The organism is Prosthecobacter fluviatilis, assembly GCF_055388355.1.
This window is the reverse complement of sequence record NZ_AP043782.1, coordinates 1502212-1514725: the sequence shown is the minus strand read 5'-3', so window position 1 is coordinate 1514725 and position 12514 is coordinate 1502212. Positions and strand designations below refer to the sequence as shown.

11 protein-coding genes and 1 tRNA gene are annotated in these 12514 nt (G+C 62.6%); 4 read left to right on the top strand and 8 right to left on the bottom strand.

The features are described from left to right. Positions 1-27 precede the first annotated feature (27 nt). From ACZ5WW_RS05825 to ACZ5WW_RS05795, 7 genes are all read right to left on the bottom strand, one after another. A complete protein-coding gene (locus tag ACZ5WW_RS05825; protein ID WP_377166815.1) occupies positions 28-504 on the bottom strand; it encodes a DUF2127 domain-containing protein in 477 nt (158 codons plus the stop codon). Between the two features lie 74 nt (positions 505-578). Beyond that, the gene (locus ACZ5WW_RS05820; RefSeq protein ID WP_377166817.1) at positions 579-1547 is read right to left on the bottom strand and encodes an FAD:protein FMN transferase; all 969 of its coding nucleotides are present in this window, start codon (positions 1545-1547) and stop codon (positions 579-581) included. A 286-nt stretch (positions 1548-1833) separates the two neighbouring features. Further along, entirely contained in the window at positions 1834-2235 is a 402-nt protein-coding gene (locus tag ACZ5WW_RS05815; RefSeq protein ID WP_377166819.1) for a roadblock/LC7 domain-containing protein, read from the bottom strand. A gap of 66 nt (positions 2236-2301) precedes the next feature. Beyond that, positions 2302-2955, bottom strand: coding sequence for a GTP-binding protein (locus tag ACZ5WW_RS05810; protein ID WP_377166821.1), 654 nt, complete (start codon positions 2953-2955; stop codon positions 2302-2304). 55 nt (positions 2956-3010) lie between these two features. Next, positions 3011-5419, bottom strand: coding sequence for a hypothetical protein (locus ACZ5WW_RS05805; protein WP_464694217.1), 2409 nt, complete (start codon positions 5417-5419; stop codon positions 3011-3013). Then, positions 5382-5933: a hypothetical protein gene (locus ACZ5WW_RS05800; protein WP_377166825.1), complete on the bottom strand. Its 552-nt coding sequence runs from the start codon at positions 5931-5933 to the stop codon at positions 5382-5384. The genes ACZ5WW_RS05805 and ACZ5WW_RS05800 overlap by 38 nt, the downstream gene beginning before the upstream one ends. Positions 5934-6507: 574 nt before the next feature. Further along, positions 6508-6726 (bottom strand): hypothetical protein, encoded by a 219-nt coding sequence (locus tag ACZ5WW_RS05795; RefSeq protein WP_377166827.1) that lies wholly within the window; start codon positions 6724-6726, stop codon positions 6508-6510. 215 nt (positions 6727-6941) lie between these two features. Here ACZ5WW_RS05795 and ACZ5WW_RS05790 point away from each other — a divergent pair. From ACZ5WW_RS05790 to ACZ5WW_RS05775, 4 genes are all read left to right on the top strand, one after another. After that, positions 6942-7016 (top strand) — tRNA-Glu (locus ACZ5WW_RS05790). Between the two features lie 183 nt (positions 7017-7199). After that, the gene (locus tag ACZ5WW_RS05785; protein ID WP_377166829.1) at positions 7200-8144 is read left to right on the top strand and encodes a GDP-L-fucose synthase family protein; all 945 of its coding nucleotides are present in this window, start codon (positions 7200-7202) and stop codon (positions 8142-8144) included. A gap of 53 nt (positions 8145-8197) precedes the next feature. Further along, positions 8198-9481: a class I SAM-dependent methyltransferase gene (locus tag ACZ5WW_RS05780; protein WP_377166831.1), complete on the top strand. Its 1284-nt coding sequence runs from the start codon at positions 8198-8200 to the stop codon at positions 9479-9481. A gap of 398 nt (positions 9482-9879) precedes the next feature. Then, complete coding sequence (locus ACZ5WW_RS05775) at positions 9880-11637, top strand: ABC transporter ATP-binding protein (protein ID WP_377166833.1); 1758 nt, start codon at positions 9880-9882, stop codon at positions 11635-11637. 192 nt (positions 11638-11829) lie between these two features. On the opposite strand, the gene ACZ5WW_RS05770 is transcribed toward ACZ5WW_RS05775, so the two are convergent. Further along, positions 11830-12399 carry an elongation factor P gene (locus tag ACZ5WW_RS05770; RefSeq protein WP_184338114.1) on the bottom strand — a complete coding sequence of 190 codons (570 nt, stop codon included), beginning with the start codon at positions 12397-12399 and terminating at the stop codon, positions 11830-11832. Positions 12400-12514: the final 115 nt, after the last annotated feature.

Here is a 12514-nt window from a genome sequence, read left to right as displayed (position 1 = left end):
GCCTTTGAGGGCCATTCAAATAAAGGCTCAGCCTTGCGCCTGCTTCTTGCGGCGCTTTTGCAGCAGCACCTTCGCCATCAGCAGGACCACCACCAGATTGACGACCAGTGCGCCCACATGAATGACAGTGATCTTCCGCGCGATTTCGTAAATTTCAGCCGGCAGGTAGATGCAGCCGCCCACCAGCGCCAGCCACTCCGCCCAGGTCTTCTGCTTCCACAGGCCGTAGGCCTCCACAAAGCGAATGGTCGAGTACAGCAGCGCCATGCCCGCCATGAGCCATAGCTTGTGGTCATTGAGCGAAGACATCAGGTCGATGAAGATGTGCGGGTATTTCCTCGCGGGGTCCATGTGCAGATGGGCCACGATCTCGCCGCTCAGCGCATGCAGGTCGCGGTGCAGCAGCCCCAGCAGGCCAAAGCCTGCCAGCAGCACGAGGGTGCCCTTGGCCGCTTCGATGGCGGCCACCACATCAAGACTCTTGCGCAAACCGGAGGAAGTCATGTTTCAGAATGCGCGGTGGAAGAGAGGCATCAATCAGAAAGCAATAGGCTTTCTTGCCGCTGTGTGCGGTGCGGTTACTTCGCGTCTGCGGTTGTCTGCGCAAACTTCACCGTCACTCCCTTGATCTGCGAAGCCGCTTTCTCTCCACGTTCCTTGCCCAGCACACACATGGCCGTGGCTAGGGCGTCGCTGGTGGTGCAGTCGGGGGCGATGACCGAGCAGGCGATTCTCTCCGTGAGCCCCATGCCGGTGAAGGGAGACACGATGTGCGAGTACCGCTTTCCTTCGATCTCGGTGAACTGATACAAATCCCCCGAGGTGGACACGCCGCAATTGTGCAGGCGCACGGAGATCAGATCCTCCTCCGGCTTCTGAGTGGCAAACTGCCGCAGCTTGATCTCCCACGCATCCTCCCCCGGTGGTGGATCGCCGATGGCGATGTCTCCGCCCGCCATCATCAGCGCGCTGTTCAGGCCGTGCTCACGCAGCACCTTCAGCCCCGCATCCGCCGCATAGCCTTTGGCGATGCCGCCCACATCCAGCAGCATTCCCGGCTTCAGTAGCGTGAGCGTGTGCGCCTTTTCATCCAGCCGCAGGGCGTGCCAGTCCGTGGCGGCCAGCGCCAGCTGCCGCCTCTCTGCAGGCGGGAGCTGGTGCGTGCGCTTGGTGCGCCGCCAAAGATGCGTCAGGTTTCCGCAAGTGATGTCAAAAGCCCCGTCGGTGATCTCTGCTAGCTGCTGCGAGCGATGCACCAGATCGTAGAGATCTGCGCTCACTTTTACCGGCTTGTCCGGTCCGGCATTGCAGCATTGGATCAGCTCGCTGTTCGGCTCGTAGTCGGAAAACACCGCATTGAGCGCGGCGATGCGTTTGAAGGCCGCGTCCGCCGCCTTCTCCGCCTGCGCACGGTCTTGCGCATGCACGGAGATTCGGAAGGTGGTGAACATCAGCGGTGCGGAGAAATCAAAGCGCTCCAGTGCACGTGCCGGGAGTGCGCAGAGAAGGAGAGGAAGCAGGAAAAGCCGGGCTGCTGCGGAAGTCATGAAGGCGCGGGGGATGGGTGGGGCATCCCTATCACAGCCTACTCAAACAATCACCGCGATTGTATCACTCCAGAAGGTTTGGCAAGGCACAGCTCTTTGCTTGGAGTGCTGTGTTCACATCGGCTCAGGACGAGCGTCCCTGTGGCTGTCGGCCTGCTTGCTGCCACGGGGCGTGTTGCGGCGGCGGAGTGTCCCGGAGCCGGCTAAAAACCTGCGCTCCCAGTGCGGACTGGTCTTCCCAGCGTTGGCACTTGAGGCAGAGACTTTGGGCGCTCGTTGCAGGCGCTCACCACCGTGGAGGCGCGTGCATGGCATCGCTGAGATCCAAGGCGGGAATTGGTGGCGTTTGCAGTAGAGGGGAGATGGGACGCATCAGCCGGGTGCAGGCATCTCGCAGGGCAGGGATGGTAGCTGAGCTCTTGCAGCGGACCAGCAGCAGGCGGTGGTGCGGCAGGGCGTGCAGGTAGATCACGCCGCTCTCATGCTGCTGCACAATGTCCAGGCACTCGCCGTTGCCAGAGCGGCGGCCCAGCTCGGCGGCGGCGGAGAGGGTGGCATGCGCCAGCACCAAGACGGCGGCGGTGGGCGGTGCATCGTCTCCAGCGCAGGCCAGCACGCGTCCGGCGTCATCGGCGACGGTAGCCTGAATGACAGCCGGCAGGGATGACACGAGCGCGGCGAGTTCCATGGGAGAGTGGGGTGGCGGCGGAAAAAAGTCAGGATGGAGGGCGGTGCTCTGCGGCGGCGCGGCGTCTCAGGCGGCGGCTAGCTCCTGCGTGCGCATCTCCTTGGGCGTGCCGTTGCTGTCTGGCGGTGCGGTGCGCAGGCGGAACTGATGCAGCACGGCCTGGGAGATGGCATTGAGCGTGGCGAGCACGTTGCGCCCGGTGCGGGCGTCTGACTCGAAGCTGAGGAACGGCGTGGGCCGGTTGTTGAAGAGGTACTCCAGGTACTCCACCGGCGCAGCATTGGGCAGGTCGCGCTTGTTGTACTGGATGACGATGGGCAGGCGCTCCAGCGCACTGCCGTTCATGCGCAGGTTGGCTTCCAGGCTTTGCAGGGACTGCAGGTTGTCGCGCTGCCGGTCCATCTGGGAGTCCGCCACAAAGACGACTCCGTCTGCCTGCCTCAGCACGAGCTGCAGCGTGGCGTTGTAGGTGATCTGGCCGGGCACGGTGTAGAGGTGGAAGGAGGTCTTGTAGCCCGGCAGGGCATCGGCCTCCACCGCGAGGAAATCAAAGAAGAGCGTGCGGTCCTGCGCCGTGGAGAGGGAGACGAGATCGCTCCGTCCGGTGGGGTCCAGCTTGGCGTGGATCTGCTGAAGATTGGAGGTCTTCCCGCTGAGCGGTGTGCCGCAGTACACGATCTTGAAGCTGATGGTGCGGTCGTCGTGATTGATGCTGGGCATGGCTGAGGGGGATGACGAATGGGGAGTGAGGGATGCCGCAGCCTGTCGGTGCGCCTTAGCCCAGCATGCGGTCGAGTTCGCGTGCGATGAGGGTGATCTTGTCGCGCATGCCGGTGGAGGGTTCAACATTGTGCAGCACACCAACGATGGAACTCCCCGGGAAGCAGAACGTGATCAGTCGCCCGCCCGCATTGAGGGTGAAGGTCTCCGCCCCGTCGATGCCGATGAGCGGGGCAAGACCGCGAATCTGACGCGCGATGTCCGGCACCTGGCGCTGGAACTCCAGGGCTTCCGGCTTGGAGGGGTCGGCGTGATTGAGGACGTGGGAGCCGTGCAGGCAGACGCAGGCGCTCAGGCCCTGCTGCAGGGCCAGCAGCTCCACGACACGCGGTGCCGTGAGCTTTTCCTCGGTGCTCAGCAGGGCACGCAGCAGGAGCTGGTCCGTCTGGGTGTCGAGCGGGGAAAGTCCGAGGTAGGAATGCTTGACCTCTGGCATTTTGGCAGAGCCAGCCAGGGTGGCGGGCTGTGCTGCGGGCCTGAATTCCGGCTTTGGCTGCGATGGTGCTGGCTCAGAGAAGAGGGGCACGGCTGCGGAGGCGGCGCTGAAGAGGCTGCGTGAGGCGGGCTGTGACGCTGAAGATGCCGTGCTGGGGAAGGAGGGTATCTCCTCCAGAGCTGGGGCGAAGGAGGGCGTAGGCTGGAAGGGGGCCGGAGATGGTGCGGAGAAGAGGCTGGCGGCGGGCTTGACCTCGGGGGCCGGGGCAAAAATCGAGGCTGGCTGCTGATGCGCGGTGGGTGACTGCCCGAGCAACTGGGCGCTGTTGAAGCCTGACTCCGAATGGGGTTTGGTGGCTGCCAGCGGCCCGGAGGAGGGGGCAAAAGGATCGAAGGGCTTGGTGGTCGCTCCGGAGAACGGCGCATGGTGTGCAGATGCCGCAGGCGAGGGCGGCGGAGCTCCAAAGGCGGGGAATACGCCTGAGAGGGGCTGCAGTGGCTTGGATGGGGTGGCCGCAGTCGGCTGCACGGCTGCAAAGGGAGCAGGTGCGGGTGGCGGTGGCGCGGCTTCGGCGGGAGGGGCAAATGCAAATGATCCAGGCCCTCCGGTTGGAGCCGTGGAGCCAAAGGCTGGTGCTGAGGCCGGGGCACTGAACGCCGACGGCGCTGAAGTACCTCCGTTCTGGGCTGGGCCAAACGCCGGGATCAGCGGTGATGCCGCGGCGGGCTGGCCCTGCTGTGCGAAGGCGGAAAGTGCCGCGCCAAACGTGGGTGCCTGCGCCGCTGGCTCTGCCGCAGCGGGTGCGCTGGCAAACATGGGCTGCGGGGACTGCTGCTGCGGCATGGGCTGCACCGAGAGGCGTGAGGCGGTGTTTTGCGCCTGGCCGGGGTTGCCAAAGGAGGCCCCTGCCGGCGCGGCGGCAGGGGCTGCAGAGGCGTTGGTCATGGCATGAAACACCTCGTTTTGCGGCAGCTTGATCCTGAAATCACGCTTGGCGCTGGCGATGGTGTTGCGGAAACCGAGGTCGGAGATGCCATCGATCAGCATGCCGAGTTCCACGATGATGTTGCCGGAAGAAATCTGCTCGTTGAGCACACTCACCGGAACGCTGGTGGTGATCCATGCTGGCAGGGTGGTCGGATTGAAGCCGAGCTCTTCGACGCTGTAACCACCAAGCACGGCGGCAAAGCCGAGCTTGGCCATGCCGGAAGTCGCACCGCCGGGCGTTGCGGACTGCGGCTGAGGGGCAAAGGGATTCCGCGCTGACGACTCCGCTGGCGGAGCGGCCTCCTTCATTGCTGAGACAAACGGAGAACCGAATGGCAGTCCAGGAGCTGGCGCCACGTCTGAAGGTGTGGATGCCTTCTGCTGGGAAGAGGGCGTGAAGAGGGTGGAAATGGAGGCCGCAGACGGGCCCATCGAAGGTGCCGAGCCGCCTTCCTGCGGTGCAGGAGCGAAAAGAGAAGCGGGTGCCGCAGCGGGAGTCTGCTGCGAGGTGCCAAAGGGAGCGCCGCCCAGGCTGCCGCCGAGCAAGAAAGGCGAGCCCGCAGGTGGCACTGCGGGAGACTGCTGCGGAGCGCTGAAGGGAGAGCCGTTGGTGCTGCCGCCCATGGAGAAAGGTGAGCCAGCAGGTGGCGCTGCGGGAGTCTGCTGCGAAGTGCCAAAGGGAGAGCCGTTGATGCTGCCGCCCATGGAGAAAGGCGAGCCAGCAGGCGGTGCTGCGGGAGTCTGCTGCGGAGCGCTGAAGGGAGAGCCGTTGGTGCTGCCGCCCATGGAGAAAGGCGAGCCAGCAGGCGGTGCTGCGGGAGCCTGCTGCGGAGTGCTGAATGGAGAGCCGTTGGTGCTGCCGCCCATGGAGAAAGGCGAGCCAGCAGGCGGTGCTGCGGGAGTCTGCTGCGGAGCGCCGAAGGGGGAGCCGTTGTTGCCACCACTAGCAGAGAAGGGAGAGCCGTTGGTGCTGCCGCCCATGGAGAAAGGCGAGCCAGCAGACTCGGGTGCCTTGGGCGTTTGAGGGATGTTGAAGGGCGAGCCATTGGAGCCCGCACCCATGGAAAAAGGCGATGCTGCCGGGGAATGCCCCATCTGAAAGGGGGAGCCAGCGGGCGCTGGTGCGGCACCTCCCGGCTGGCCTAGCGAGAAAGGCGATGGCACCGATGCTGCGGACGGGGCTCCGCCCTGGCTTTCGCGTGCTTGGGCGATCAGCCCCGGAAGCTTGGCCGCAGGCAGCGCCACGAGCCGTGGGTCCTGGGGGGGAGATGGGCACCTGAAAAAGTGCGGGGCAGACACGGTAGAGCTCAAACACCGGCAGGGCCGCCTGTCCGCTGCGCAGCGCGTTTTCCAGCAGGGCAGGGGGCAGGGACAGCGGCTGCTCTGCTGGCAGGGCCCCCATGCGCACGACCTCGGCGGGCAGCTGATTGATGACGTCTCCCACCGTCAGCGGTGTATTCGTGGGCGTGGCACCGATCACGCTGAAGGGGGACATCCCTGCAGCTGAATTGATTGGCGGTGCAGCGATCGGTTCATTGCCAGCGGTTTTGAAGAGCGGGCTTCCTCCCATTTGAAAGGGGGAGGCTCCGGCTGAAAACTGTTGGGGGTGAGATGCTTGCATGAAAGAGAGGCTGTGTTTGCCAGCCACTCTCTGGAGATGTGTTACCGCGAAGTTTTGCGGAGCGTCCTGCCTCGGTTCGTTAGAACCGACTCCACGCTGAAACAAACTTCGGAACGAAAAACTCATCGGCAGATGAAGCGGCCCGACATAGCAAGATAGCAAGCCTGTGTGAAAAATCTAGTAATTATAAACAAATACCTCGGCATTTGAGTTATTTAACTGAGGTTAATTATTAATGAACGATTGTTCAAGCATTTTCCACTGTTTTCATTTCTTCTGAACCATTGCTCAGCAACCCTTTCTCCAGATGCTTTTGAACATGCGTTTTGCTCAGTGATCCCTTCGCAATTACAACGCCCCGATGTCCCGCATGCATTCTCTGCCCTGGGACTTGCTAAAAAAGCTCGGGGGCTTTCCTACTCACGAGCTATGACTTCAAAGATTGCCCTCATTCCCAAGGCGCGTGCTTGAGACGCCATCCTGCTGGATGCTGGTTTGAGCTGAATTGCTGATAATCGCCGCGCTCTTGGTCTTTCGCGGCGGGCGCATGAGCGAGATGAGAAGATGGATTTGCGATGGGTGATTGAGCCATGCCATAACCGCTTTCGCCAAACAGCTTGGAGTGTGGGCTGTTCGGGAACGTGCGTGCTTGGAGCCAACGGCTCATGACACGTGCAATGACGCGAGGTGCTGCGGAACGACGCCTACTGCTCAAATATCAGGATCATTCGCGTACTCGCGCCGCAGTCCGCACAGGGGGTAAAAAAATCGGCTGCGAATGTGCTGGCGAGGGGCTTTGCACTTTTTTCATTTTATTATCATTTTCCTCTTGCGAAATTTCACATCGAAAGCACTATCTCCGCCCGCTCAATCCGAGCAAACGACCCCTTCGTCTAGCGGTTAGGACACATCCCTTTCACGGATGCGACACGAGTTCGATTCTCGTAGGGGTCGCCACTCTCTCCAAGAGAGTGGCGGCCAGAGGTGATCAGCAAAGACTGAATCCCAGGCCTGCATGCAAAGACCTGCTATAAAATAGCATGACATGTTTTCACCCGCCCGTTGCAGCCTCCGCAGCATTGTCGCTTGGAAACTGAACCTGTGCTGGACACCGCACGTGCTTCCGCTAGGCATGCAGGCATGTCTTCATCAGGCGGCAAACTATTCATCACCGGTCATCAGGGTCTCGTCGGACGCGCGCTGCTGCGCCATTACGCTGACAAGCCCGAGTGGCAGATCATCACCCGAACCAAGGCCGAGCTGGACCTGCGTGATCAGCATGCCACGGATGCTTTCTTTGCCGCAGAGCGGCCGGACCAGGTCATCCTGGCAGCTGCGACGGTGGGCGGCATCAAGGCCAGCTACACCCAGCCGGTGGATTTCCTGCTCAACAACCTGCAGATCCAGAACAGCGTGCTCTCCGCCGCGCACCGCCATGACACGAAGAAGCTGCTCTTCCTTGGGAGCACCTGCATCTATCCGAAGGTGGTGGAGATGCCCATCCGTGAAGACAGCCTCATGACTGGGCCGATGGAGGAGACCAATGCGCCCTACGGTGTGGCCAAGATCGCGGGCATCAAGCTCTGCCAGGGCTACCGGCACCAATACGGGCGCGACTTCATCTGCGGCATGCCGGCGAACCTCTACGGCCCCTTTGATAATTTTGATCCGGAGCACTCGCACGTGCTGCCTTCGCTGATCCGACGTTTTCATGAGGCCAAGCTGACCGGCGCACCCAGCGTCACCCTCTGGGGCAGCGGCAAGCCTACGCGGGAGTTTCTCTTTGTGGACGACCTCGCCTCCGCCTGCGCCTTCCTGCTGGAAAACTACAGCAGCCCCGACATCATCAACATCGGCACCGGCTCGGAGATCAGCATCCGCGATGCGGCGGAGGCTATCAAAACCATCATTGGCTACACCGGGGAGATCCAGTGGGACACCACGCAGCCGGACGGCAACCCGCGCCGCCTGCTGGACGTCAGCCGCATGGAAAAACTCGGCTGGAAGGCAAAGACCGACTTCCGCCAAGGCGTGGCCCGCACCTACCAGTGGTTCCTTGAAAACCGCGCCACCGCCCGCGTCTGATCCTGCCCATGAATCTAGCTGGACACACCAGCACAACAATGCCAATTGAGCCCATGGCCATCCAAGCTTTCCGCCCCGTCCTCATCACCCGCAACACCTGCCGCATCTGCGGCTCCCGCAGCCTCACTCCCGTCGTCAGCCTTGGAGACCAGTTTATTGGCGGTGTGCTGGCCAGCGAGGACGGCAGCGCGCTCATCAAACGCAAGGTGCCGCTCGATCTCGTGCGCTGCGACCCCTCCCAGGATGAAAACGCCTGCGGCCTCGTGCAGATGCGCCACTCCGTGCCGCCGAAGGTTCTGTATCACCGCTACTACTACGAGTCCGGCATCAACCAGTCCATGATCGACAACCTCACGGGCATCACCCAGCTCGTGGAGCAGACCGTGGGCCTGCGTGAAAAGGACATCGTGCTCGACATCGGTTGCAACGACGGCACGCTGCTCTCCAGCTACAAGACCAAGGGCCTGCGCCACATCGGCATCGACCCCTCTGACGTGGCCCTCAAGGCACGTGCCAAGGGTTTCACGGTGGTGAATGACTTCTTCTCCGCCCGCGCCTTCAAGAGCATTCACGCCACGGAAAAGGCCCGCGTGGTGACGAGCATCTCCATGTTCTACGACCTGGAAAACCCGCACGCCTTTGTGCAGGACATCGCCGACGTGCTGGCCACGGACGGCATCTGGATCCTGGAGCAGAGCTACCTCCCTGCGATGCTGGACATCAACAGCTTTGACACCATCTGCCACGAGCACCTGGAGTACTACTCGCTGGCAGTGCTGGAGCGCCTGTTTGGCGACCACGGTCTGGAGGTCATCGACGTGCATCTCAATGATGTGAACGGCGGCAGCTTCCGCCTCGTCGTCGCCAACGCCGGGCAGGTGAAGCCATCCGCCGAAGCCGCCGCCCGTGTGCAGGAACTGCGCATCCGCGAGTTTGAAATGGCGCTGGACTCCGACGCGCCCTACGCCGTCTTCCGCGACAACATCGAGCGCATCCGCATCGACCTCGATGCCTTCCTCAAGAAGGCCAAGGCCGAGGGCAAGCTGGTGCACGGCTACGGTGCCTCCACCAAGGGCAGCACCACCCTGCAGTACTGCAATGTGACGCCGGACCTGGTGCCTGCCATCGCTGACCGCAACCCGATCAAGTGGGGCAAGTACACCATCGGCACGCAGATCAAGATCATCTCCGAGGAGGAATCCCGCGCCGCCAAGCCGGACTACTACCTCGTGCTGCCGTGGCACTTCATGCCGGAGTTCCTCAAGCGTGAGAGCGACTTCCTGGCCCGCGGCGGCAAGTTTGTGGTGCCGATGCCCCAGGTGCATCTGGTGGGCTGAGTTCCGCTTCGATCTCTTCAAATCAGCTCCGGTGCCGCAAGGGCCGGAGCTTTTTTCGTTTTGAGGGCAGCTGGACTATGGGGATCTTCGCTGAATTTGGAGTGCGGTCGCGGAGGGAGGAACGACCGCAGCTACCGCTTTCCGATGGCCGGGTGGAGGAGCGGGCATCTTCGAGCCTTCGAAGGTAGAGGCTCTCACTGGACATGCAGCTCTCGAGAGGCAGGAATCCTGAGCCTGCCTCGAGACTTTCGAAAGCGGCAGCCTCACTCGTTCCTCGTGCTTTCGCCGCATGGTTTAAAAACGCGATGCCGGCATTTCCTGGAATTGAATGCCTCTCCTGCGCATCAAATTCCACATCCGCTTGAATCCCACGCCGCGCTCGCTCGTCTAGCCTCTCCATGACTCTTGCGCCTGCTCCCATGACCAACAGCGCTGCCCTGCGCCGCCTGCTCGTGTTTGCACGCGCGCACTGGCGGATCGCGCTGCTGCAGCTCGGGCTGGCGGTGGCGGGCACGGGGTTGATCTATGTCTTTCCGGGGGTGGTGCGCTGGTTTGTGGATGAGATCATCCCGCAGCGGCGTGCGGACCTGATCTGGCGCGCGGGTGGCCTGGCGCTGCTGGCCTTTGCGCTGCGTGAGGGGCTTTTCTATGTGCGCACCCGGGTGAACTGCACCTTTGAGCAGCGCATGATCACCGACCTGCGCGGGCGGCTGCACCGCAAGATGGCGAGGCTGCCGCTGGGGTGGTTTGACCACCAGAGCACGGGAGACATCCTCACCAAGCTGGCGGATGATGTGCCTGCGACACAGCGCGTCATTTTGGAAGGCATCGAGCAGGGCTGCACGGCGCTGTTGCAGATCCTCGTCACCGCCATCGTCATGATGGTGGCGGACATGAAGCTGGCGCTGCTGGTGCTGGCGCCCACTCCTTTCATCGCGGCTGGCGGGTGGATCTACTCGCGCTGGGTGTCTCCGCGTGCCACGGCGGCACGGGAGGCCACCAGCGCGCTGAATGCCACGCTGCACGACACGATCTCGGGCATCCGCCAGATCAAGAGCTACACGGCTGAGGAGATGCGGCAGTGGCGGTTTCTGGCCGCCAGCCAGCGGCTGCAGGACCGGCAGACGCGGCTGATGGCGGCGTGGGCCTTTTATGCGCCGTCCATGACGCTGCTGGGAAATGCGGGCCTCGTGCTGCTGCTGATGGCGGGCTCTTGGTGGTGCGTGCAGGGGGCGATGACAGCGGGGCGGCTCATGGAGTTTCTGCTGCTCGTCGGCTTTCTGTATGAGCCCATCTCCCGCCTGCATGGGGTGAACCAGACGCTGCTCAGCGGACTGGCTGCTGCGAAGCGCGTCTTTGCCATCCTCGATGACGAAACGGAGGAAGATCTCGATGCCGGGGAGTCGCTCTCTGCAGTGCGCGGCGAGGTCGAATTCAACGGTGTCACCTTCGGCTATCGCGATGACAAGCCGGTGCTGCATGACATCTCGCTCAAGGCGGCTCGGCATCAGACCATAGCCATCGTCGGCGCCACGGGCTCGGGCAAGAGCACGCTCTTCCAGCTGCTCACGCGTTTCTACGATCCGCAGGGTGGCACCATCACGCTGGACGGCATTCCTTTGCCAAAGCTGAGCAAACGCTTCCTGCGCGCCACGCTGGCCTACGTGACGCAGGAGGCCTTTCTCTTTGCCGGAACCGTGCGCGACAACCTCCTGCTCGGTAAACCCTCCGCCACCGATGACGAACTCTGGGCCGCCCTGCGCGACGCCTGCGCGGAAGACTTCGTGCGCCGCCACCCCGAAGGGCTCGATGCCGAGGTGGGCGAGCGCGGCGTCCTCCTCAGCGGGGGGGAGCGCCAGCGCCTCGCCCTCGCCCGCGCCTTCCTCAAAGATGCCCCCGTGCTCCTGCTTGATGAAGCCACCTCCGCTGTGGATGTGAAGTCCGAGCACCTCATCCAGACCGCGCTGGCCCGCCTGCGCGCCAACCGCACCAGCCTCGTCATCGCCCACCGCCTCAGCACCATTGTGGAGGCAGACGTGATTTACGTGCTGCATCTGGGGCGCATTCTTGCCAGCGGCACGCACGAAGAATTGCTGCAGAGCTCATCGTATTACCGGGAAATGGCCGCGCTGGCGTTTGATGAAGGAGCGGCATGAGTCCGGAGTAGCGCGGGCAATCTTGCCCGCAAAGAGTGCGCTCTACACGGGCAGGATTGCCCGTGCTACTGACGGTGCACGATGCTCCGCCTCATGTATTCTACATTACCCAATCCGATTCACCCCAGACAACAAAAACGCCTGACCGTTTTCACGATCAGGCGCTCTTGAATGGATTCGATTCCGCAGAACTTAGTTCGCGCGGCCGAGGTAGGTGCCGTCTTCGGTCTTGACGCTGATCTTGTCGCCAGGGCCGATGAAGAGGGGGACCTGCACGCGCATGCCGGACTCCGTGGTGGCTTCCTTGTACACGTTGTTGGCGGAGTCGCCCTTCACGCCAGCAGGGCTGTCGGTGACGGTCATGATGATGTTGGCGGGAAGTTCGATGCCGGCGACGACGTCATCCGCAAAGACGACGAGGTACTTCTGGCCTTCGATGAGATAGCCGCGGGTCTTGGCGTCCAGCTTGTCCTCGCCGATGAGCACGTCTTCAAACGTTTCGGGATGGATGAAGTGGTAGCCGTCGCCGTCCTTGTAGCTGAATTCGTGGTTGTCCTTCACGAGGTTCACGGATTCGAGCGACTCATTGGAGGTCATGCGCAGGTTGTACATCTTGCCGATGGTGATGCTGCGGACGGACATCTGCACGAAGGAGGCCATGCGCGGAGGCGTCTTGAGTTCGGTGTCGGTGACGACGCAGACGTCGTTGTTGTAGCGGACGGCGTGTCCCTTGCGGAGATTGATAACTGGGGTGGCTGGCATAAGAGCGTGTTTCCTTGGCGAGTTTGGCGTGTTTTGCAAGCTCTGGTTCGCAACCGCCGACGGGCAGGGGAGTGGGCTGCATAGTGCGGGAACGGCCTCCAGCCAGCCAGGAGGG

What these genes read in the sequence shown, in the direction of transcription:
- ACZ5WW_RS05825 (WP_377166815.1), bottom strand. Translation starts at nt 504, where the DNA reads ATGACTTCCTCCGGTTTGCGCAAGAGTCTTGATGTGGTGGCCGCCATC.
- ACZ5WW_RS05820 (WP_377166817.1), bottom strand. Translation starts at nt 1,547, where the DNA reads ATGACTTCCGCAGCAGCCCGGCTTTTCCTGCTTCCTCTCCTTCTCTGC.
- ACZ5WW_RS05815 (WP_377166819.1), bottom strand. Translation starts at nt 2,235, where the DNA reads ATGGAACTCGCCGCGCTCGTGTCATCCCTGCCGGCTGTCATTCAGGCT.
- ACZ5WW_RS05810 (WP_377166821.1), bottom strand. Translation starts at nt 2,955, where the DNA reads ATGCCCAGCATCAATCACGACGACCGCACCATCAGCTTCAAGATCGTG.
- ACZ5WW_RS05805 (WP_464694217.1), bottom strand. Translation starts at nt 5,419, where the DNA reads ATGGGCGGCAGCACCAACGGCTCTCCCTTCTCTGCTAGTGGTGGCAAC.
- ACZ5WW_RS05800 (WP_377166825.1), bottom strand. Translation starts at nt 5,933, where the DNA reads ATGTCCCCCTTCAGCGTGATCGGTGCCACGCCCACGAATACACCGCTG.
- ACZ5WW_RS05795 (WP_377166827.1), bottom strand. Translation starts at nt 6,726, where the DNA reads ATGAGCCGTTGGCTCCAAGCACGCACGTTCCCGAACAGCCCACACTCC.
- ACZ5WW_RS05785 (WP_377166829.1), top strand. Translation starts at nt 7,200, where the DNA reads ATGTCTTCATCAGGCGGCAAACTATTCATCACCGGTCATCAGGGTCTC.
- ACZ5WW_RS05780 (WP_377166831.1), top strand. Translation starts at nt 8,198, where the DNA reads ATGGCCATCCAAGCTTTCCGCCCCGTCCTCATCACCCGCAACACCTGC.
- ACZ5WW_RS05775 (WP_377166833.1), top strand. Translation starts at nt 9,880, where the DNA reads ATGACTCTTGCGCCTGCTCCCATGACCAACAGCGCTGCCCTGCGCCGC.
- ACZ5WW_RS05770 (WP_184338114.1), bottom strand. Translation starts at nt 12,399, where the DNA reads ATGCCAGCCACCCCAGTTATCAATCTCCGCAAGGGACACGCCGTCCGC.